This window comes from Lutibacter sp. B1 (genome assembly GCF_012524075.1).
GTDB lineage: Bacteria > Bacteroidota > Bacteroidia > Flavobacteriales > Flavobacteriaceae > Lutibacter.
In genome coordinates, this window is sequence record NZ_JAAZUI010000006.1 from 1 (window position 1) to 24,717 (window position 24,717).

Genomic DNA, 24,717 nt, shown 5'->3' on the forward strand with positions numbered 1-24,717 from the left:
AAATTCAGCTTTTTTTAAAATCTATTACACCTTGTTTCTGAACCTCCAACCACACCATTTCCTCCTTAGCGGTTGCAAATGTAATACCTTTTTTTATTCCTTTACAAACTTTTTAAACCTTTTTTTTGCCAATAATTTGAAGGTGTAAAACAACCTGCTGATTTTAAGTTAGTTATTTTAAAATATTTTTTTGGAGTTTTGTTTCCGAAAAAAGCGGACGACTAAATTAGCAGATTTTTTTTGATTATACAACGTTTTTGTTAAAAATAATTATTGTTTAATCTTTTTTAGGGATCTCGATTGGTTTAGCGCTCAATTCCAGATAATTAAAATTGAGTTTAGAAGGTTGTTCTTCTAAAACACCATCAATAAATGCTCTTTGTAGAATATCTTCAATTAAAAAATCTTCTTTATTATTTTCGGGGTCGTAAGTATCTTTTAAGGATAGTTTAAACAAATTTGCTGTTGTATTGTACCAAAACGCTTTCCATCCACTTCGTAAATCTTTTATTAGATCGAACGCAGTATGGCCCGTTTGCCTGTGTATTAGTTTTATTAAAATCCTTCCTTCTGTTCTGGTAAGTTTTTTTAACTGGTCTGTAAATTCTCCTTCTAAATAATTTTGAATGATTTTGATATATTGTTTCTTTTTTCGTTTAGACTTGATATTTTCGAGTCGTTTATTAAGTTCTTCTAGCCTTTCTGATGCAAGTTTTGCGTAAGGATATGCTTTTAGAGTTTTTTTTCGAAACCAATAATAATATCGTTTATCGTAACCTGAATTGAATTTCAGTTTTTTTAAAAGTTTAACTTCATCAAGTTCTATTAATAAAGTATCACCTTCAAAAACTATATATTGTTCAGTTAATGGTATTGAGTCTGTTTTATTTTTTTCTTGTGAGAATAAAAAATTACACATAAATATTAATGAAACAACTACAATGTATTTATAAATTTTAATCATTCTGTACACATCAATTTATAAGTGTTTCAAAATTACAATATTTTAATATACAATATATATAATATAGTATTGGTTAATGCTATTTTTTGCGTTAGGGGTTGAACGACCTGTTTGAGCTCTTTTTTAAGTGTTGGATAACACTTAAAAAAAGCGAGTAGTGAAAACCCGACCGACAGGGAACGCCCAAATATTTTTTTATAAATGCTAAAAACTTGTGTACATTTGGTGAAATTTTAATTGAACTATGAGTAAAACAAAATCTATATTGAATAAAAAGTCGTTATCTTTTTTAGAAAAATATTTAAACAATGCTTCACCAACAGGTTATGAGAGTGAAGGCCAAAAATTGTGGATGGATTATTTAAAACCTTATGTTGATACTTTTATAACTGATAGTTATGGTACTGCGGTTGGTGTTATTAATCCGGATGCTAAATTTAAAGTTGTTATTGAAGGGCATGCTGATGAAATTTCGTGGTATGTGAATTATATTACTCCTGAAGGTTTGATATATGTGATTAGAAATGGTGGTAGTGATCATTTAATTGCGCCTTCTAAAGTTGTAAACATTCATACCAAAAAAGGTATTGTAAAAGGTGTTTTTGGGTGGCCTGCCATACATACAAGATTAAGAGATAAGGAAGAAACTCCAAAGTTAGATAATATATTTATTGATGTTGGTTGTAAAAAGAAAGAAGAAGTTGAAGCTTTAGGAATACATGTTGGTTGTGTTATTACATATCCTGATGAATTTTTTATTTTGAATAAAAACAATTTTGTTTGTAGAGCTTTAGATAATAGAATGGGTGGTTTTATGATTGCTGAAGTTGCAAGACTTTTAAAAGAAAACAATATTAAATTACCTTTTGGATTGTATATAACAAATTCTGTACAAGAAGAAATTGGCTTGCGTGGCGCTGAAATGATTACACAAACCATTAAGCCGAATATTGCCATTGTTACCGATGTTTGTCATGATACAACTACACCTATGATTGATAAAAAGAAAGAAGGTGAAACAATTTCGGGTAATGGGCCTGTTATAAGTTATGCTCCTGCTGTTCAAAATAAATTGAGAGATTTAATTGTTGACACTGCTGAAGCTAAAAAGATTCCTTTCCAACGTATGGCTTCATCTCGTTCTACAGGAACCGATACAGATGCTTTTGCTTACAGTAATGGTGGAGTTCCTTCAGCCTTAATATCACTGGCATTACGTTATATGCACACAACAGTAGAAATGGTTCATAAAGATGATGTTGAAAATGTGATTAAATTAATTTACGAAACACTGCTAAACATTAAAGAAGGTGAAACTTTTAGCTACTTTAAATAAATTTTAAACAAAGCCCTTTCGTTTGAAAGGGTTTTTTAATAAAAAATAATAATCAATTTGTATTTTTAAAGTCCCAAACAGCTTACTATGAAAAACACTATTGCTGAACGTATTTTAGATTTTTTAAAAGATTATCCTCCTTTTAATTTGATATCGAAAACTACTTTGTTAGAAGTAGCTAAAAATGTGGAAATACTTTATTTTGAAAAAGATCAAATTGTGTTTAATCAAAATGATATTCCTCATGAACATTTTTATATTATTTATGAAGGAGCTGTTAGACTTTATAGATTTGGCGAAGGGAAAAAACACATAGTAGATATTTGTGACGAAGGAGATTTATTTGGTTTACGCCCTTTAATAATGAAAGAGAATTATTTAATGGGTGCTGCCGCTAATGAAGAAGCTATATTATATGGTATACCTATTAGTTTATTTAATGAGATTATTTTAAATTACCCAAAAGTAAGTCAGTTTTTAATTGCAAGTTTTGCTACAAACACACGCGATCCTTTTACCGATAAACATAAAGGAAAATTATTTGCAAACATATCTGCTATCCAAAAAGTAGAAAATAGTTATTCCGAAACACAATCGGCAAAATATAATAAGAATCCTATTACCTGCTCTCCGGAAACTACTGTACAGGAAGCTGCTAAAATAATGACTGAAAAATTAATCAATTCAATTGTAATTGCTGAAAATAAAATTCCGATTGGTATTATTACAGATAAAGACGTTCGTATAAAAATAGGTACTGGTCAATTTAAAATTACAGATAAGGTAAGAGATATTATGACAAGCCCGGTAATTACTTTTCCTGAAAATATTACTGTTGCCGAGGCTCAAATTACTCTTTTAAAACACAAAGTTTCCCATTTATGTATTACAAAAGACGGAACAAACAAATCTGAACTTGTTGGTATTTTAGCTGAACACGATTTGGTTCTAACACAAGGTAACAGCCCTATAATGCTTACCAAAGAAATAAAAAATGCCAAAGATGTTGAAACGTTAAAATATATTAGAACCAAAGCTTCCGACTTAACCAAAGGGTATTTAGAGCAAGAAATACCTATTTATTTTGTTACCAAAGTAATTTCAGAAATAAATACTGCCATTACAAAAAAAGCCATTCAATTATCAATTAATGAAATTGGAGAAAAACCTCCGGTTTCTTATGCTTGGTTAGCTTTAGGAAGCCAAGGACGTAAAGAACAATTATTAATGACCGACCAAGATAATGCCTTGGTTTTTGAAAATGTTGAAGAAGATCAATACGAATTGGTAAAAACCTACTTTTTAACATTAGCCGAAAAAGTAACCGAAAAATTAAATATTGTTGGTTTTGATTATTGCCCTGCCGGCATAATGGCTAGTAATACCAAATGGTGCTTATCATTACGTGAATGGAAAAATCAATTTAAAGAATGGGTAAAAGATCCAATAGCCGAAAAAATTTTATTAAGCATTATCTTTTTTGATTTTGAACTAATTTATGGTAATCAAGAGTTGTATTCTAATATGGCTGATGCTGTTTTTAGATATATTCAAAAAAATAAAATATTCTTAAGCTTTTTGGGTAAAGTTACTTTAGACAACCCGCCTCCATTAGGCTTTTTTAAACAATTTTTAGTAGAACAAGATGGCGAAAACAAAGATAGTTTTGACATAAAAAGCAGAGCTCTAAGACCTTTGGTTGATGCAGCCAGAATTTTTTCATTATTTCATAATTTAAAAATCAACAATACTATTGCCAGATATGAGAAATTGATGGAAGTTGAACCTCAAAACAAAGATTTATTTGAATCGTGCGCCAACGCATTTAAAATTTTACTTCAATTTAGAACTTTACAAGGTTTAACATATAATGACAGTGGTAAATTTGTTGACATAAGAACTTTAAGTAAAGCAGACAGGTTAAAACTAAAAAGTTGCTTTAAACCTATAAAAAATGTACAAGAAGCATTAAAACTTCGTTTCAATACCTCACAAATAACTCAAATATGATACCTTTTTTTTCAAGAAAACAATATCCTAAGTTTTGGAAAGATCATTTAGAGAAAGTGAACGGCAACAAAAAGTATGGTAATTATGAAAATATACGATTTGTTGTTATTGATACCGAAACAACCGGTTTTGATTTTTACAAAGATAGAATACTTTGTATAGGCGGTGTAGCAATTAAAAATAATAAAATATTAATTTCCGATTCTTTCGAGATTTATATTAAACAAGATGTTTTTAATAAGGAAACTGTAAAAATTCATGGTATAAGAAGAAATGGCGATGAAATTAAAGTAACTGAAGAAGAAGCACTTATTCAATTTATCAATTATTTAGATGATGCCGTAATTGTTGCTCATCATACTTCTTTTGATATTGGAATGATAAATCAAGCTTTAAAACGCTTAAATGTTGGTCCGATAAAATCCAGATTGTTAGATACTAATTATTTACATAAAAAATTATCGGGAACAAATCCTTATAAAAAATTGTATAGTTTAGACGATTTATGCGAAATCTATAATGTTAAAATGCACGATAGGCATACTGCTTTGGGCGATGCGCTTCTAACAGCTTATATTTTTTTAAAAATAACAAGTAAATTCAAAAAAAATAAAGCTGTTAACTTAAACGACCTGTTAGCTACCAATTATCAATTAAACAGATAACTGCCATTTTTTTCATTCACAAAATTTTGTAACTTTAATACATATCATTGTTTCAAAATTTTATGAAAAACACTATTGCAGAACGCATATTAGATTTTTTAAAAGACTTCCCTCCTTTTGATGTTTTAGAAAAAGAACAACTTTTTAAAATTGCTGAAAACGTAAAAGTTATTCATCTCGAGAAAGACAACTTCATTTTTAAACAAAACGAAAAACCTCATCTTAACTTTTATGTTGTAAAAGAAGGTGCTATAGGCTTATACCGAACCATGGATAACGATCAAATTTTAGTTGATATTTGTGATGAAGGAGATCTGTTTGGCCTAAGACCTCTTATACAAAACGATCAATACTTAATGAGTGCTAAAGCCAATGAAGAATCTTTATTATATGCCATTTCTGTCGAAATTTTGAAGGAAATAATTAAAACGAATGATAAGATAAATAAGTTTTTAATTGCAAGTTTTGCTACCAATATTAAAACACCTTATGCAAATAAAGATCGTCAATTATTTGATTATGAAGAAATATCTGACTCCAATTTATCTGACATTCAAACTGCCGATTACAGCAAAAACCCTATTACCTGCACAAAAAATACTTCAATAAAAGAAGCCGCTCAAATTATGAGCACTAAAAGAGTTGGTTCCATTTTAATAGTTGAAAATAAAAATCCTATTGGAATAATTACAGACAAAGATTTACGCTTAAAAATAGCTACAGGATTAATTTCTATTGAAGCCAAAGTTACTGAGATTATGAGCTCACCTGTTATAACATTCCCAATAAATATAACAACTGCAGAAGCTCAAATAGCAATGCTTAAACATAAAGTTACACATTTGTGTATTACCAAAAACGGAACACCAAATTCTAAACTTATTGGAGTTTTATCGGAACATGATATTGTTGTACTTCATGGTAATAATCCTTCAGTTTTGGTAAAAGAACTCAAACGATCCAAAAATATAAACACTTTAAAATACATACGAAACAAAACATCTAACCTTCTTAAAAGTTATATTGAACAACATATTCCAATAACATTTATTTCAAAAATAATTTCAGAAATAAATGATGTAATAACTAGTAAAGCAATCGAATTTTCTATTGAAGAAATGAAAAGCGAACCTCCTGTAAAATTTAGTTGGCTAGCTTTGGGCAGCCAGGGACGAAAAGAGCAATTACTTATTACAGATCAAGATAACGCTATTGTTTTTGAAGATGTTCCTGAAGAAAACTACAAAACAACCAAAGATTACTTTATTAAATTGGCAAAAAAAATAACTGAAAAGTTAAATTTTGTTGGTTATGAATATTGCCCTGCTGAAATGATGGCAAGTAACCCAAAATGGTGTTTATCTTTAAATGAATGGAAAAACCAATTTAATACGTGGATTACAAAACCAACAGAAGATGCCGTGATGTTATGCACTATATTTTTTGACTATTCCGTAATTTATGGTGATAAAAATTTAGTACATAAAATGTCTGAAAGCATTTTTAAATCCATCGAAAGCTACGAAATTTTCTTGAATTTTTTAGGCAGAAACGCATTAAGAAATCCGCCGCCGTTAGGATTTTTCCGTCAGTTTTTAGTTGAAAATAACGGAGAACATAAAGATCAGTTCGATATAAAAAGCAGAGCGTTAATGCCTTTGGTTGATGCAGCAAGACTTATAGCTCTTTCGCACAATTTAAAAGATAACAATAATACTATTACACGTTTTGAAGAAATTGCAAATGCCGAGCCTCAAAACAAAGACCTTTACTTAAACTGTGCCGACTCTTTTAAAATATTATTGCACTTTAGAACAAAACAAGGTATAGAAAATAATAGTTCAGGTCGCTATGTAAACCTTAATAAATTAAGCAAATCCGAAAAACTGAAATTAAAAGGATGTTTTAAACCTATTAAAGATATTCAGGATTTACTGAATATTCGTTATAACTTAGCTCAGATGATGTAATGATTTCATGGTTTTCACATAAAAAACATCCTGATTTTTGGAAGCAATATCTTAAAAAGTTCAAAAAAAAACTTCCTAAAAAAATTGAAACAACAAAATTTGTTGTTTTTGATACTGAAACTACCGGTTTAGATATTTCTAAAGACAGAATTTTATCTATTGGAGCAGTTACTGTTTTGAATAATACCATTGATATTGCTGAAAGTTTCGAAATATATGTAAACCAAGAAGAATTTACATCAAAATCAGTTGAAATACATGGCATTTTAAAAGAAGGAAATCTTCAAAAAATAACTGAGGCCGAAGCTATTGAGAAGTTTATTCATTTTATTGGAAACTCCGTACTTATTGCACATCATGCTGCTTTTGATGTTGAAATTATTAATGCAGCACTTAAAAGATTAAATCTTCCAAAACTCAAAAATAAATATTTAGATACCGGTATTTTATATAAAAAATTAGAAGGAAAAAAAGACAATCATTTTAATTTAGATGTTTTGTGTAACGAATTCAATATACCAAAACATGACAGACATACAGCTGCAGGTGACGCTTTTATAACTGCCCAATTATTTTTTAAAATAATAGCAAAATTAAAAACTGAACGTACTGTATATTACTCCGATTTATTTAGAGTGTCTGATAAAAAAGGCTTGATATAATAAACGCTCTCAAAAATTGAGAGCGTTTTTGGGGTTAATCTATTTAACCAATGATCCTTCCTTAATAGCTTCTACTACTTCAGGATTTAATAACGTTGAAATATCACCTAAATTAGAGGTTTCATTCTCAGCAATTTTCCTCAAAATTCTACGCATAATTTTTCCTGAACGGGTTTTAGGCAATCCGGGAACAAACTGAATTTTATCTAACTTGGCAATTGGCCCAATGGTACGTCCAATCAACTCATTGATCTCGTTGCGTAAAAAGTCTTCATTTTCAGGAGTTTCGTACACAATAACATACGCATACAACGCATTACCTTTAATGTTATGAGGATACCCAACAATAGCAGATTCAACCACGTTACTATGCTCATTTATCACATTTTCTATAGGAGCTGTTCCTAAATTATGGCCAGAAACTATCACAACATCATCTACTCTACCGGTAATTCTGTAATTACCTTCTAAATCTCTAAATGAGCCATCTCCTGTAAAATATTTTCCTGAAAAAGCAGAAAAATAAGTGTTTTTATATCTTTTATGATCTCCATAAATAGTACGTGCCATTGATGGCCAAGGATATTTAATACACAATCTTCCTTCTGCTGGATTGGTATTTAACTCTTCTCCTTTTTCATCAACTAAACAAGGTTGAATTCCAGGTAAAGGACGTGTAGCAAAAGTTGGTTTTGTTGGTGTAACACCTGCCAATGGAGAAATCATGATACCTCCTGTTTCTGTTTGCCACCAAGTATCTACAATTGGAGATTTTTGTTCACCAATTTTCTCGTTATACCAGTGCCAAGCTTCTTCATTAATTGGTTCCCCTACAGTTCCAAGAACTTTTATAGAACTTAAGTCGTTTCTTTCAATCAACTCATTTGGTTGAGCTGCTAAAGCTCTAATAGCTGTTGGTGCTGTATAGAACTGATTTACTTTATATTTTTCAACAATTTGCCAAAAACGTCCATAATCAGGATACGATGGAACACCTTCAAACATTAATGTTGTTGCTCCGGCTGCTAAAGGTCCGTAAACAATATAAGAATGACCTGTGATCCAACCAATGTCAGCAGTACAAAAATAAACATCACCATGTTGGTATTGGAATACATTTTTAAAGCTGTAAGCCGTGTGAACCATATAACCTGCGCATGTATGTACCATACCTTTTGGTTTACCTGTTGAACCCGATGTGTATAAAATAAACAACATATCTTCAGCATCCATTTCAACTGCTTTGCAAGTAGCATCCACTTTTTCTAACTCATCATGCCACCAAATATCTCGTCCTTCCTTCATAGTAACATCAGCATTTATTCTGTTTAAAATAATTGAAGTTTCTATAGTTGGGCACGTTTCAAGAGCTTCATCAGCAATGGCTTTTAAATCGATTGGTTTAGCACCTCTGTAAACACCATCGGTTGTTAGTAAAACTTTACACTCGGCATCATTTATTCTTGTTGATAATGCTACCGATGAAAAACCTGCAAAAACAACTGAGTGCACAGCACCAATTCGGGCACAAGCCAATACGGCAATTGCCAACTCAGGAACCATTGGCATATAAATACAAACTCTATCTCCTTTTACAACTCCATTGTTTTTAAGCACATTAGCAAATTTATTTACTTCAGTATGTAATTCGTTATATGTTAAAGTTCTATTTGCTTCATTTGGATCGTTTGGTTCCCATATAATTGCTAAATCATCACCTTTTTTCTCTAAATGACGATCGATACAATTCTCTGTTATATTTAATTTAGCGCCTTTAAACCATTCAAATTTTGGAGTTTCCCAATCGTATTCAACAATTTTATCCCATTTTCTACGCCAAGTAAACGTATTTGCAATTTGAGCCCAAAATCCTTCAGGATCATTCACACTATGTTGATATGATTTATAATATTTAATAAAAGAATCAACTTGTAAATCGTCTAAAGTTTCTTTTTCTTCTTCAGTTACAAATTCAAAAGTTCCAATTTTATGAAGCTTGAATTCGTGTTCAATTTCAGTAATAATTTCAGAATCATCAATAGTTGAAGGAACTGTATACTCAACACCGTCAGCAATATTTCTTAAAAGTTTACGCAGTATTTTTCCCGAACGAGTTTTAGGTAAACGTTTAACTATCAACACCTTTTTTAATGAGGCTACCGCTCCAATTACTTTTCTAATCTCTTGCTTTATATTGTATTCTAATTCGAAACTAGAAACATAATCTCCTGATTTTAATACAACTAAAGCTAAAGGAACTTGTCCTTTTAACTGATCTTCAATACCAAAAACTGCACATTCTGCAACTGAAGGATTAGAAGATACAACCTCTTCCATTTCGGCTGTTGATAACCTGTGACCTGCTACATTTATCACATCATCTACACGACCGGTTATATAGAAATAACCATCATCATCTACATAACCGCCATCACCTGAAAAATAGTAACCGTCATAACGTTTTAAGTATCCTTCAACAAATCTGTCAGTATTCCCCCAAATATTTAAAAGATTTCCGGGAGGTAATGGTAATTTGATAACTACAAAACCTTCTTCATTTGGACCAAGTACTTTTCCTTCTCTATTTAAAATTTGAATATTGTAACCACTAACAGGTTTTGCTGCTGATCCCGGTTTTACAGGCAAAGCTTCAACACCCATCATATTAGACAACATTGGCCAACCTGATTCTGTTTGCCACCAATGATCGATTACCGGAATTTGTAATTTTTCTTCCAACCATTTTAATGTAGCTACATCGCAACGCTCACCGGCTAAAAACTGGTATTTTAAGCAACTTAGATCGTAACCTTCCATCAACTCGCCATCAGGATCTTCTTTTTTGATTGCTCTTATAGCAGTTGGAGCAGTAAACATCACATTTACTTTATACTCACTTATAATTCTCCAAAATGTGCCTGCATCAGGTGTTTTAATTGGTTTTCCTTCAAAAATAACCGTAGTATTTCTGTTAATTAGTGGTCCGTAAACAATATAACTATGTCCTACAACCCAACCAACATCACTCGCTGCCCAATAAGTATCTCCTTCTTCAACTCCATAAATATTTTTCATAGAGTATTTCAGTGCAGTAGCATAACCACCACTGTCACGTAAAATACCTTTTGGTCTTCCTGTGGTTCCTGAAGTATATAAAATATATAATGGATGGTTAGACTCAACCTCTACACAATCGGCAGGTTCTGATTTTTCTACCAATTTTTTATAATCTACAAAGCGGTGCGTTTTTGTTAAAATTGCACCTAACCTACGCTGAAATACAATTACTTTATCGGGTTTGTGAGTTGCTTTTTCAACAGCTTCATCAACCAAAGGTTTATACGGTATCAATCGGTCAAATTCAACACCTGAAGTTGCTGTAATAATTACTTTTGGTTTGCAATCATCAATTCTAATAGCTAATTCATGAGGTGCAAAACCACCAAAAACAACCGAATGTATGGCTCCAATACGTGCACATGCTAACATACTAAATGCTGCATGCGGTATCATAGGCATATAAATAATAACGGTATCGCCTTTTTTTACACCTAAATCTCTAAGTCCACCTGCTAAACGCTCAACTTCACTTTTAACTTCATTATAAGAATAGGTAACTTTTCTTTGAGTTACAGGTGAATCGTAAATTAGTGCTGTTTGACTACCGTAACCATCTTCAATATGTTTATCTACCGCTAAATAACACACATTTAATTTTCCGTCATCAAACCAACGATCAAATCCATTTTCATCTTTTGACAAAATAGTAGTCGGCTGCTTAAACCATTTTATTTCATTGGCCTGTTCACCCCAAAACTGCTCAGGGTTTTCTATGCTGTAATTATAATGTTTTTGATAACTCATTTTATTTAGTTTTTATTTTTTTAAAAGTTCTTTTACCTCTTTTACTAATTTTTTTGTTGAAAATGGTTTAGAGATATATTTGTTTGCACCTAACTGCATTCCTATTTCAACATCTGATATTTTATTTTTTGCTGAAAGAATTATTACTCTAATATCGCTTAATTCTTCGCTTGATTTCAAATAATTAAGCACCTGATAACCATCTACTTTTGGCATCATAATATCTAATAAAATAATATCGGGGATATTATTTTCTGCAATTTCAATAGCTTCTGCGCCATCACGCGCAATAAACACTTCAAAATTCTCTTTCTTAAAAATGTATTCTAATGACATTACAATATTTGGCTCGTCATCAACAATTAAAATCTTTTTCATTATTAATCTGTATTTAATGGTAATGTAAATGTTAGTCTTGCTCCTTGAGGTTTTATATTCTCAGCCCAAATTTTTCCGTTATGACTTTCAATAATTTGTTTACTTATTGCTAATCCTAATCCACTACCTTCAGGCTTTACAATAGTTTGATTTTTAGATTGATAGAATTTATCAAAAATTGAAACAAGATCATCAACTTCAATTCCTTTTCCGTTATCTTCAACAGAAATTTCAATTTTATTTTGATTGATGTATGTAAATACCGAAACTGAACCATTTTCTTTATTTGAAAATTTTATGGCATTCGATAATAAATTAATAATTACCTGCTGAATTCTATCTTCATCATAAATAAGTTCAATATCTTTTACTCCTTCTTTATTAATCTTGATTCCGTTTGTTAAACTCAATTGACTAACTGCATCAATAGATTTTTGAATTGTATTTTTAATTGAATTTTGATTAAGTTCCAGTTTTTCTTTACCGGTAGCCAGTTTTTCTAAATCTAAAATGTTATTTATAAGCCTGCTTATTCGTTTACTTTCGCTTAAAATACTTTTCAAAAATTGTTTTTTTGTAGCTTTTTCAATATCATCGTTATCTAAAAGTATTTCAGAAAGTGCTCTAATTGAGGTTATTGGCGTTTTTAATTCGTGAGAAACTGTGTCTAAAAATTCATCTTTTTGTTTATCTCTCTCTTTTAATTCTTTATTAGATTCTTTGGTTTTTCTCGTTTCATCTAAAATACTTAACACTTCAGTTAAACTTATTTCTTCTTCTTTGGCAACTGATGAAATTAAAATTCTAGCAGAAGCACTTCCTATACTTCCTGTTAATAATTTTTCGGAAAAATTTACCAAACGTGCATCTGCCAATTTGTTTTTTTTATCTACTCCATACTTCATAAAAAACAAATTCAAAGCTCTTTCTGTTCTTTCTTCACCTAAAAAACGTGTTAAAACTTTTCTAATATCACTAACATAAGCCTCTCCCTTCCAAACGTAAGCATCTTCATGTAACGATGCATATTTGCTGCTATCAACAAACATTTCTGCAAAATTTCGTTCTCTATAACTGCTAACAATTCCTACTGATACCAATACGTAAACAATAGTATTAAAAAATAAACTCCAAAATACTGCTGAAGGTACAGGCTCAAAAATTTGTAATCCAAATAACTCATTTGGCTTTAAAAAACTGAGTCCGAACAAACCTTCCTCAACAAATGAAGTAGATATTGATTGAGAATCGATGGTAAATGGAACAACTAAAATATAAAAGGTTATAATAAAACCAATTATAATACCCAATTTAGCTCCAAGTGACGAGCCTCTTCTCCAAAATAATCCTCCAAAAAATGAAGGCGCCAATTGGGCAATTATTACAAAAGAAACTAAACCAATAGATACCAAAGAGTGGTCTAACGTAAAACTTTTATAGAAAAAATAGGCAATAATTATTAATGAAAATATAGCTATACGACGAATTTTTTTAATTGACCCGGTATTTTCTTCAGATTCACCTTCACTAAATTTTCTTAAAAATCCATAAGGTATAATAAGGTTATTACTAAGCATGGTTGACAATGCTAAGGTTGAAATAACCACCATTGATATTGCCGCCGAAAAACCTCCTAAAAAAACCAATAATGCTAAAAATTCATGATTGTTATTAAGTGGTAACATCAACGTAAATAAATCGGCATCAACTTCTTGATTTTCAAAAATTATATTACCGCCCCAGGCTATAAATATTACAAAAATATTGAACAACAGTAAATACAAAGGAAATAACCAAATTACCTTTTTTAAATACTTTTCACGATCATTTTCTACAACTGTAACCTGAAATTGCCTTGGCAAAAGCATTATGGCTATCATAGAAACAAAACTTAGTAAAAACCAATTAAATCCTCCTTCTAAACCATCAATACTTTGTTGAATTTTGAAATTTGGTAAACCTGAAGCTTTATCGTACACATCAGCAGGGCCATTAAACAGATAAAACGTTACATATACACCTATTACAAGAAAGAAAACCAATTTAATAATTGACTCTAAAGCAACTGCGGTTATGATCCCTTTATGACGCTCGGAAGCATCGGTATGCTGTGTGCCAAAAAAAGCAGCAAAAATTGCTAAAAGTATTGCAATATAAAAAGTAGTATCGTTTATAATATAATCTGTTGCAATATTATGATTTGTGATTACATTAAAAGTTTCTGAAATAGCTTTAAGTTGTAATGATATATAAGGTACAATTGCCAAAATACATACAACTGTTACCAAAGCACCTAAAAAGCGGTCGTTTCCATAACGTAACGAAATAAAGTCTGCTAATGATGAAATTTTATTTCCTTTTGAAATTCTAATTATTTTTTTCATTAAAATTATCCAACTTGGTATAATAATAATGGGTCCTATATAAATAGTTAAAAATTGTAAACCAGAGGTAGCTGCTAATCCAACACTCCCATAGTATGTCCATGCTGTACAATAAACTGCTAAAGAAAGTGTATAAACATAAGGATTATTTACCCACTTACTTTTTGAGTTTTTCTCTGCCCAATATGCAACATAAAAAATTAGGGCTAAATAAGCTATTATTATAAAAATCACTAAAAAACTACTCATAATACTTTTTTAGGATTATATATGATACAATAATACTTATTATCCAAATAAAAAAAATATAGAAATATATTAGTGGAAAACCTAAAATATTAAAGCTACTATTAAAAAGTAATATAATTGGAACATTAAATAAACACAATAATAGTAATGAAAGTACAATAAGCTTTTGTTGATGTCTTTTTTTCACTGTATCATAAATTAACCTTAAATATAGTAAAAACAGCACTAGTATATAATAGTGCTGTTTTTTTTTGACTAACTATTACCTAATGGGTCTGTGCATCACCAGCTCCTGATGGGATTCTAATATGTTCTACAATATCTTGTACTTCACTTGGTGGTTCTGCTGTAAATCTTGAAACAACAAATGAAACTATAAAGTTAAATACCATTGCTACTGTTCCAAAACCTTCTGGCGAAATACCAAACCACCATTCGCTTGGCGGAGGTGTTTCTCCAATCCAACCTAATTTAAATTTTGCCATGTAATAGGTCATTAAACCTAAACCTACAATCATACCCGAAATGGCTCCTTCTTTATTCATACGTTTATCAAAAATACCAAGTAGTATTGCCGGAAAAAATGATGCTGCTGCTAAACCAAAGGCTAATGCAACTACTGCCGCAACGAATCCCGGTGGATTGATACCAAAATAGCCTGCAATTAAAACAGCTACGAAAGCACTAACACGGGCCGCAATTAATTCTCCTTTTTCTGAAATATTTGGTTTGATCATTTTCTTTAACAAATCATGAGAAATTGATGAAGCTATTACCAATAATAACCCTGCCGCTGTTGACAAAGCTGCTGCCAAACCTCCTGCACCAACTAAAGCAACAACCCAATTAGGTAATTTGGCTATTTCAGGATTTGCCAATACCATAATATCTCGGTCAATTGTTAATTCATTAATAGAAGTATCTGCAACATATTGCACAACCCCATCACCATTTTTATCATCAAATTTTAACAACCCTGTTTTTTCCCAATTCCCAAACCATTCCGGTAATTCTTCATATTTTGCATTGCTAACAGTTTCAATTAAATTGGTTCTTGCAAAAACAGCTACAGCAGGAACGGTGGTATATAAAATTGCAATAAATAATAAAGCCCAACCTGCAGAAACACGAGCGTCTTTTACTTTTGGTACCGTAAAAAACCGTACAATTACATGAGGTAAACCTGCAGTACCTATCATTAAGGCAGCAGTTATTGCAAATACATCTATCATAGATTTACTCCCTGAAGTATATTCATGAAAACCAAGTTCTTTATGTAATCCATCTAATTTATCCAGTAAATAAACGCCATCTTCACCACTACCACCAAAACCTAATTGCGGTATCGGATTTCCAGTCATTTGAAAAGAGATAAAAATTGCCGGCACCATAAATGCAAATATCAATACACAATATTGTGCAACCTGCGTATAGGTAATTCCCTTCATTCCACCTAAAACTGCATAAAATAATACAATAAACATACCTATATAAACACCGGTATCAATATCAACTTCAAGATATCTTGAAAATACAATTCCAACACCTCTCATTTGTCCTGCTACATATGTAAACGAAACTATAAGTGCTGCTATTACTGCAACAGTTCTAGCTGTGTTAGAATAATATCGATCTCCTATAAAATCAGGCACTGTGAATTTTCCGAATTTTCGTAAATATGGAGCCAATAAAAGTGCTAATAACACATAACCTCCAGTCCATCCCATTATATAAACAGAGCCATCGTAGCCTGTAAAAGAAACAATCCCTGCCAATGAGATAAATGATGCTGCCGACATCCAGTCGGCCCCTGTAGCCATACCGTTTAAAATTGGCGGAACACCTCCACCTGCTACATAAAATTCTTTAGAAGATCCTGCCCTTGCCCATATTGCAATACCTATATACAATGCAAATGTAATTCCAACAAGTATCCATGTCCATGCTAATATTCCCATGATTTAATTATTTTTTAAGTTAAAATTATTCGTCTACTCCATATTTTTTATCCAGTTTATTCATCAACCATACATAGACGAATATTAAGATAACAAACACATACATTGACCCTTGTTGCGCAAACCAAAAACCTAATTTATAACCACCAAGTTTAATTGTATTTAATTGGTCTACTAATAAAATTCCAAATACATAGGAAACTAAAAACCAAATACTTAATAATATTGCTAAATATTTTAGGTTTTCTTTCCAATATGCTTTCATACTTTTTTCTGACATAATGCTAAGTTTTAAAATTTATAAATTGCTGTTGCTAATAATCTGAAATTGTCTACAGAATCTATACCTGTTGAAGATATATCGCCATTATTATCAATAGATCCGTATTGAGCATCGGTATACTCTCCTTCAATACCAATTTTTAAATTACCTGATTTCCAACCAACTCGAGGTGATATTCTAAACGCACTTTCAACAGTTCCTAAAAATCCGTTCACATAGGTTATAGGTTCTCCAAAACCATCGTTTTTTGTATACCCTCCAAATAAACCCCATTCCATAGTTTCAGAAAAATCTCCATTAAATTCTGTCCACATAGAAAACGTATCGTTATTTACATAATCTCCATCAGCTTCACCAAAACCACTTATCATAAGAACATCGGACATGTTTTGACCGTAAGTACCTTCAATTTTCCATGTAGCTTTTCCAAGTTTAGTTCTAAAATATCCTATAAATGCTGTGCTCGATAAGTTATCTTCTCCAAGAGCCGGTCGGGCAGTTTTTAAATTAAAGCCAACACCACCAACCGAATTAGCTACAGACCCAAATTGTAATTGCGCATGAAATTGTGGTATGCCCGACTGACTTACACTGGCTCCTCTGGTTTTAAAATCTCTTTCAGTAAATAACACACCAATAAATTTTACCTTTCCTTTTGTAGTTACACGCAATTGCGGATTTCTGGAAAAAGGTTGAAATGGAACACCTGTATTAAATGAGTAAGTACCTGGAAAAACAGCTGTAACAAACATTGGATGCCAGTATTGTCCCATCAAAATCTCAATTTTATCATTTGATAATTGAACAAAAGCATGTCTTAAACGCAGTTCACCTGTAGAAGCATCAGTATTACCAAAAAAAGCTCCTTCAATTACTCCGGAAGTTTTCATTCCAAAAAAATCAGGCCCGGTAATTGTTCCTTTTAAACGAGTTTGAATTGCCAAAATATTGAAATTGGATTGATCATTTAAATCATCTCCATCAACAATATTTTCGGCTGCCGGTAAAATATTAAAATGACCTTCTCTGGCATAAACTGTTTGACGAGTATCAAACATATAATCTGTTTTTACAAAGCCACTCCACTTTATTCCAAAGTTTTGTGCAGTTCCGTCAGACTGCCCATAACTATAATACGTTAGTCCTAAACAAAGCACTAACACAACTAAAAGTTGATTTTTCATAAGTAAAGTTTATTAATTATTAAGGTTTTTTTGCTAAAACATTAATTTTAAGCCTTTACAATATGAAAAGAAATCAAGTTGAAATAAAATTTAATATATATATATGGTAATTAGTATAGTTAATCTTTAAAACGTTCCCAACGTATCAACATATATTTATCACCAAGTTCGGTAACTATAACTCCTGCCCCGATTAAGTTTTTATTTTCAGAAAAGTATTTTGCAAGCTCTTTTTCATTTAAAATTTTATAAGTAGAATGATACTCAAAGCTATACGGACGTTTAATGTTATATTTTTTTACCCAATTAATAATGCTAACATGTGAAATTCCTAAGATACGCTCTATTTCTCTGTAGCTTAAACCTTCTAAATAAAGTTGCAAAGCTTTATTCACATAATAAGAATCTATTTGCTTACCTATTTTATTCACGGTAAAATAATATCCGCACTTTTTACATTTATATCGCTGTCTTTTTTTAACTACACCACTCTTAACATACTCATTAGAAGAACAATTTGGGCAAGACTCTATTTTCATATATATTTATTTTGCATAAATATACCTTTTTAGCATAATATACCAAAATAATAAAGAATTTTCTACTTATTTACCATCAATTTAGTAACTTTTAATTTTAATAATATTAAATTTTAAACTTAGTTTTTTAATGATTTTATTATTTATAACACAATAATTGTTTTAATATAACAATTATAACGATTTCGTTATTATATAGCATTTTCAACATATTTTTCTATATTTTTGTAAACATTCCTAAATAATTAATTAAAATGATAAAACAAGGTTTATACTTGCCGGAATTTGAAAGAGATAATTGTGGTGCCGGATTTATTTGCAATTTAAAAGGTGAAAAATCTAACAAAATAATTCATGATGCATTAGAAATCCTGATCAAGCTTGAACATAGAGGTGCTGTAAGTGCTGATGGTAAAACAGGTGATGGTGCAGGAATCTTAATTGATATACCTCATGAATTCTTTCATAAAAACACAACATTTGACTTACCCGAGCCTAAAGAGTATGCTGTTGGAATGGTTTTTTTACCAAAAAATGAGAACCAGCTGAATTTCTGTAAAAATATTTTAGAAACAGAAGTGAAAAATATTGGTTTAGAGGTTTTAGGATGGAGAAAGGTTCCTGTAGACAGAACACACTTAGGACAAATAGCCGCAAAAAATGAACCTGCAGTTGAACAAGTTTTTATAGGTAAAAATGGACAAGATTTAGACGAAAACAAATTTAATGCAAAGCTTTTTGCTGCTCGTAAAATAGCAGAACATGCTATTCAAAATTCTAAACTTTCAGATCGAAAAAAATTCTATCTGCCTAGTCTATCTTCAACAACAATAATATATAAAGGGTTATTGATGCCCGAAGATATCAGAAATTATTATACCGATTTATCAAACCCTGATTTGGTTACCAGATTAGCCTTGGTACACCAACGATTTTCTACAAATACATTTCCTTCATGGGATTTAGCACAACCTTTTAGATACATGTGCCATAACGGAGAAATTAATACGTTACGAGGTAATATTAACAGAATGAATGCTCGTGAAGAATTAATGAAAACTGATATTTTTGGTAATGATGTTAAAAAATTATTTCCAATAATTCTAGAAGGTAAATCTGACTCCGCTTCAATGGATATGTCGGTTGAATTATTATTAACAACAGGAAGATCTTTACCTGAAGTTATGATGATGATGGTACCGGAAGCATGGGAAAGAGATGACAAAATGGATGATAACAAAAAGGCTTTTTACGAATACAACTCGTGTATAATGGAACCTTGGGATGGCCCGGCTTCAATCCCATTTACCGACGGAAATTATATTGGCGCTTTATTAGACAGAAACGGATTAAGACCTTCAAGATATACGGTAACAAAAGATGGAAATGTTATCATGTCTTCAGAAACCGGTGTATTAGATATTAAACCTGAAAATGTTGTAAGTCATGGCCGTTTAGAACCGGGAAAAATGTTTTTGGTTGATATGAATGAAGGACGTATTGTAAATGACGAAGAAATAAAACAAAAAATTGTAAATCAAAGACCTTACAGACAATGGTTAAATAAAAACTTATTGCCACTAGCCAAAGTTCCATACACAGGCAATATGTGCCCAATAGAAGAAACTAAATTATTAGCAAGACAAAAAATATTTGGTTATACTATTGAAGAAGTTAAGAAAATTATTACCCCAATGGCATTAACAGGAAAAGAAGCTATTGGCTCAATGGGTAATGATACTCCTTTAGCAGTATTATCCGACCAACCACAATTGCTGTACAACTATTTTAAACAACTTTTTGCGCAAGTTACAAACCCTCCTTTAGATGGTATTCGAGAAGAAATTGTTACAGATTTTAGCTTGGCAATTGGTGGAGACAGAAACATTTTTGATATTTCTGAAGAGCAATGTAAAAAACTTAAAATTCAAAATCCGGTTATTTCTAACGAAGATTTAGATAAGTTAAAACTTATAGATCATCCCGATTTTAAAGCAATTTCTATAGATGCTCTATACGATATCACCAAAGGTTTAAACGGTATTGAGGCTGCATTAAAAAACATGGTGAAAGAAACCTACAAAGCTGTTTCTGAAGGTTGTAACATTGTTATTTTATCCGACAGACATGTAAATAAGCAATATGCACCTATACCAATGCTATTGGCTTGCTCTCATATAAATACACAATTGCATATTCTAAATAAACGCTCAAGTTTTGGTATTATCATAGAATCTGCCGAGCCACGTGAACCACATCATTTTGCAACTTTATTTGGTTATGGTGCAAGTGCCGTTAATCCATATATGATTAACGAAATTATCAGTCAACAGGTTAAAGAGAAAATAATCAAAGGAATTACAGAAGAACAAGCAATCTACAATTTCAATAAAGCAATTGCAAAAGGTGTATTGAAAATTATGAATAAAATTGGCATTTCAACATTACACTCTTACAGGGCTTCTCAAATTTTTGAAATTTTAGGGTTAAGTAGCGAATTTACCAACAAATATTTCCCAAATACTCCTTCAAGAATTGAAGGCGTTGGATTATATGAAATTGAAAAAGAAATCTACTTCCGTCATAGAACGGCCTATCCAAGAACTAAAATTCCACAAAGCCAAAGTTTAAATATTGGTGGTGATTATAGATGGAGAAGAAATGCCGAACGTCACATGTTTAATCCAACAACCGTAGCAAAATTACAACAAGCTGTACGAAGTAATAGCTACGAAAATTACGAAGTTTATGCTAAAAGTATAAATGAGCAAAGTAAAAATTTAATGACACTTCGTGGTTTATTTGAATTTAATAATTATGACCCTATTCCTATTGAAGAAGTTGAGCCTTGGACTGAAATTGTGAAACGTTTTAAAACCGGAGCTATGTCATACGGTTCAATTAGTCAAGAAGCTCATGAAAACTTGGCAATTGCCATGAATCGTATTGGAGGCAAAAGTAACTCCGGCGAAGGTGGCGAAAATAAAAACAGATTTAGAAAAGACTTAAATGGAGACAGCCGTAACAGTGCTATAAAACAAGTTGCATCGGGTAGATTTGGAGTATCCATAAACTACCTAACCAATGCGCAGGAAATTCAAATTAAAATGGCACAAGGTGCCAAACCTGGAGAAGGAGGGCAATTACCTGGTGAAAAAGTATTACCATGGATTGCCGAGTGTAGAAACTCAACCCCTTATGTTGGATTGATTTCTCCTCCACCACATCATGACATTTATTCTATTGAAGATTTAGCACAATTAATTTACGACTTAAAAAATGCAAATAGAAAAGCAAGAATCAACGTAAAACTTGTTTCAAAAGTTGGAGTTGGTACCATAGCTGCCGGTGTTGCAAAAGCGAAAGCCGATGTAATTTTAGTTTCAGGCTACGATGGTGGTACCGGAGCTTCTCCATTAACATCACTAAAACACACTGGTTTACCTTGGGAACTTGGTATAGCTGAAGCTCAACAAACTTTAGTTTTAAACAATTTAAGAAACAGAGTTGTATTAGAGTGCGACGGACAATTAAAGACAGGACGAGATGTTGCAATTGCTTGTTTATTAGGCGCTGAAGAATTTGGTTTTGCCACAGCTCCGCTTGTAGCTTCAGGATGTATTATGATGCGTGCATGCCATTTAAATACGTGTCCGGTTGGAATTGCAACACAAGATCCTGAATTGCGTAAAAACTTTAAAGGCACACCCGAACATGTTATCAATTTCATGTATTTTGTTGCAAAAGAACTGCGTGAAATTATGGCTCTGTTAGGTTTTAGAACTGTTAATGAAATGATAGGTCAATCTCAAAAAATAAATGCTTCTAAAGCAATAAAACATTATAAAGCTAAAGGACTCGATCTATCATCTATTTTACATCAACCAAAAACTGATAAAAAATTATATAATACAGAATCTCAAGACCATTGTTTAGATCATGTATTAGATTTAGACATTATAAGAATTGCGCATCCGGCAATATACCGTAAAGAAAAAATGGAACTAGAATTTCCAATAAGAAATACTGACAGAACTGTTGGGGCAATTTTAAGTAATGAGTTATCAAAAATTTATGGTGAAAACGGGTTACCTGAAGATACGTTAAAATTAAAATTTAAAGGTTCTGCCGGGCAAAGTTTTGGTGCTTTTGCAACCAAAGGTTTAACCTTACAAGTTGATGGTAATACCAACGATTATTTAGGAAAAAGCTTGTCTGGTGCAAAACTTATTATAAAAGCTCCAGACGAAGCAACATTTCCATCGCATGAAAATATAATAGTTGGAAACGTTTCGTTATATGGTGCAATAACAGGTGAAGTTTATATAAACGGTATTGCCGGAGAACGTTTTTGCGTTAGAAATTCTGGAGCAATTGCCATTGTTGAAGGAGTTGGTGATCATGGTTGCGAATATATGACAGGAGGCACCGTAGTTGTTTTAGGTAAAACCGGAAGGAATTTTGCTGCCGGAATGAGCGGTGGAATTGCTTATGTTTTTGATGATAAACAAAAATTTAGAAACGGTTTATGCAATATGGAAATGGTTGAATTTGATGCTATTACCGAAAACGATGAACAAACATTGAAACAACTGGTTAAAAATCATTTCAAGTATACCAATAGCGATTACGCTTATTCTATTTTAAATGATTGGGAAAACAGCCTGAAACATTTTGTAAAAGTAATGCCAACTGACTATAAAAAGGCATTACAAAGACTTGAAGATGAAAAAAATATTACTATAGAAACTGTTGCTTAATTATGGGAAAAATTACAGGTTTTAAAGAATTTGACAGAAAAGATGAAGGATATATTTCTGTAAAAGAAAGGGTTCAGCATTATAATGAATTTACTATATCATTAAAAACTGAAGAAATTGAAAAGCAAGGTTCTCGTTGCATGGATTGCGGTATTCCGTTTTGTCATAGCGGTTGCCCATTAGGAAATTTAATTCCTGATTTTAACGATATGGTTCATTTAGGTGAGTGGAAAAGAGCACTTGAAATTTTACACTCAACCAATAATTTTCCTGAATTTACAGGTAGATTATGCCCTGCTCCTTGTGAACAAGCATGTGTATTAGGTATTATTAAACCACCTATCACAATTGAAAATTTAGAAAAAATGATTGTTGAAAAAGGATTTTCAGAAGGTTGGATAGTTGCAGAACCTCCTATAAAAAGAACCGGAAAAAAAGTAGCAGTTGTTGGTTCAGGACCTTCAGGACTTGCTGCTGCACAACAATTAAACAGAGCCGGTCATTTAGTTACTGTGTTTGAACGAGATGATGCAATTGGAGGACTGTTGCGCTATGGAATTCCAAATTTCAAACTTGAAAAAGAAATTATAGACAGAAGAATTTCAATTTTAGAAGAAGAAGGAATTGAGTTTAAAACCAATATCAACGTTGGTGTTAACTACGCTGTAGAACAATTGAACGAATTTGATGCTGTTGTTTTATGTGGTGGCGCAACACAACGAAGAGAACTTGCAATTCCTGGTTCTAAAAGTAAAGGAGTTGTACAAGCTATGACCTTTTTAAAACAACAAAATAAAAGAAATGCCGGAATAACAATTACAAAAGAAGAAATTTTTGCCACAGATAAAAATGTGATTGTTATTGGCGGTGGAGATACAGGATCAGACTGCGTTGGTACTTCAAATAGACACGGAGCTAAATCTGTGACCAATTTTGAAATTATGCCCAAACCGCCTGTAGATAGAAGTGAGAACACTCCTTGGCCTTATTGGCCTTTAAAATTAAAAACTTCTACCTCACATGAAGAAGGCTGTAATAGAAACTGGCTAATTTCAACCAAAGAATTTATTACTGATGAAAACGGAAATTTAAAAGCCCTAAAAACAGTAGAAGTTGAATGGATTAACAAACCCGGACAAAGACCTGCTTTAAAAGAAGTACCAAACAGCGATAAAATTTGGCCTTGTGAATTGGTTTTATTAGCTCTTGGTTTTACGGGACCTGAAGCTACGTTAAGCGAACAACTTGGTTTAAAAACCGATGTTAGAAGTAATTATGAAGCAACCGATTATCAAACTAATGTACCAAATATATTTACTGCAGGTGATATGCGCAGAGGACAATCTTTAATTGTTTGGGCAATTTCTGAAGGAAGAGAAGCTGCAAGAAAAGTTGATGAATATTTAATGGGTTATACCAATTTACCAACTAAAGGTGACGGAGATTTACCAAGCGTTTAATTTATTACACTTCAAAAAAATAGTACTTCATAGTTAAACATTTCTAAAATC

The 24,717-nt window shown here is 31.7% G+C and carries 15 protein-coding genes; 7 read left to right on the top strand and 8 right to left on the bottom strand.

Features of this window, described 5'->3' with window-relative positions; translation table 11 throughout:
• Positions 1-277 precede the first annotated feature (277 nt).
• Entirely contained in the window at positions 278-964 is a 687-nt protein-coding gene (locus tag HGB55_RS04695; RefSeq protein ID WP_371807804.1) for a DUF4294 domain-containing protein, read from the bottom strand.
• Positions 965-1,208: 244 nt separating this feature from the next.
• On the opposite strand from HGB55_RS04695, the gene HGB55_RS04700 reads away from it, so the two are divergent.
• The 5 genes from HGB55_RS04700 (at position 1,209) to HGB55_RS04720 (ending at position 7,607) form a co-directional block, all read left to right on the top strand.
• Complete coding sequence (locus HGB55_RS04700) at positions 1,209-2,300, top strand: M42 family metallopeptidase (RefSeq protein ID WP_168815141.1); 1,092 nt, start codon at positions 1,209-1,211, stop codon at positions 2,298-2,300.
• Positions 2,301-2,387: 87 nt separating this feature from the next.
• On the top strand, positions 2,388-4,310 hold the full coding sequence (locus HGB55_RS04705; protein ID WP_168815153.1) for a DUF294 nucleotidyltransferase-like domain-containing protein: 1,923 nt from the start codon (positions 2,388-2,390) through the stop codon (positions 4,308-4,310).
• A complete protein-coding gene (locus tag HGB55_RS04710) occupies positions 4,307-4,975 on the top strand; it encodes a PolC-type DNA polymerase III (RefSeq protein WP_168815155.1) in 669 nt (222 codons plus the stop codon). Before HGB55_RS04705 ends, HGB55_RS04710 begins: the two co-directional genes overlap by 4 nt.
• A gap of 62 nt (positions 4,976-5,037) precedes the next feature.
• The gene (locus tag HGB55_RS04715; RefSeq protein WP_168815161.1) at positions 5,038-6,945 is read left to right on the top strand and encodes a DUF294 nucleotidyltransferase-like domain-containing protein; all 1,908 of its coding nucleotides are present in this window, start codon (positions 5,038-5,040) and stop codon (positions 6,943-6,945) included.
• Positions 6,945-7,607 (top strand): PolC-type DNA polymerase III, encoded by a 663-nt coding sequence (locus HGB55_RS04720; RefSeq protein ID WP_168815162.1) that lies wholly within the window; start codon positions 6,945-6,947, stop codon positions 7,605-7,607. Before HGB55_RS04715 ends, HGB55_RS04720 begins: the two co-directional genes overlap by 1 nt.
• Before the next feature lie 39 nt (positions 7,608-7,646).
• Here the strand turns inward: HGB55_RS04720 and acs are convergent, their stop codons facing one another.
• From acs to HGB55_RS04760, 7 genes are all read right to left on the bottom strand, one after another.
• Positions 7,647-11,471 (bottom strand): acetate--CoA ligase, encoded by a 3,825-nt coding sequence (acs, locus tag HGB55_RS04725; RefSeq protein WP_168815163.1) that lies wholly within the window; start codon positions 11,469-11,471, stop codon positions 7,647-7,649.
• A gap of 12 nt (positions 11,472-11,483) precedes the next feature.
• On the bottom strand, positions 11,484-11,849 hold the full coding sequence (locus HGB55_RS04730) for a response regulator transcription factor (RefSeq protein WP_168815164.1): 366 nt from the start codon (positions 11,847-11,849) through the stop codon (positions 11,484-11,486).
• Positions 11,850-11,851: 2 nt separating this feature from the next.
• Complete coding sequence (locus tag HGB55_RS04735) at positions 11,852-14,482, bottom strand: sensor histidine kinase (RefSeq protein ID WP_168815165.1); 2,631 nt, start codon at positions 14,480-14,482, stop codon at positions 11,852-11,854.
• A 266-nt stretch (positions 14,483-14,748) separates the two neighbouring features.
• Entirely contained in the window at positions 14,749-16,440 is a 1,692-nt protein-coding gene (locus tag HGB55_RS04745; RefSeq protein WP_168815167.1) for a sodium:solute symporter family protein, read from the bottom strand.
• Positions 16,441-16,465: 25 nt separating this feature from the next.
• Complete coding sequence (locus HGB55_RS04750) at positions 16,466-16,720, bottom strand: DUF4212 domain-containing protein (RefSeq protein WP_168815169.1); 255 nt, start codon at positions 16,718-16,720, stop codon at positions 16,466-16,468.
• A gap of 11 nt (positions 16,721-16,731) precedes the next feature.
• Positions 16,732-17,907 carry a hypothetical protein gene (locus tag HGB55_RS04755; protein ID WP_168815171.1) on the bottom strand — a complete coding sequence of 392 codons (1,176 nt, stop codon included), beginning with the start codon at positions 17,905-17,907 and terminating at the stop codon, positions 16,732-16,734.
• A 119-nt stretch (positions 17,908-18,026) separates the two neighbouring features.
• Positions 18,027-18,446, bottom strand: a complete 420-nt coding sequence (locus HGB55_RS04760) for a helix-turn-helix domain-containing protein (protein WP_168815174.1) — start codon at positions 18,444-18,446, stop codon at positions 18,027-18,029.
• 254 nt (positions 18,447-18,700) lie between these two features.
• Between HGB55_RS04760 and gltB the strand changes: the two genes are divergently transcribed.
• Together gltB and HGB55_RS04770 are read left to right on the top strand one after the other, a co-directional pair.
• Positions 18,701-23,206 (top strand): glutamate synthase large subunit, encoded by a 4,506-nt coding sequence (gltB, locus tag HGB55_RS04765; RefSeq protein ID WP_211047345.1) that lies wholly within the window; start codon positions 18,701-18,703, stop codon positions 23,204-23,206.
• 2 nt (positions 23,207-23,208) lie between these two features.
• A complete protein-coding gene (locus tag HGB55_RS04770; RefSeq protein WP_168815176.1) occupies positions 23,209-24,666 on the top strand; it encodes a glutamate synthase subunit beta in 1,458 nt (485 codons plus the stop codon).
• Positions 24,667-24,717: the final 51 nt, after the last annotated feature.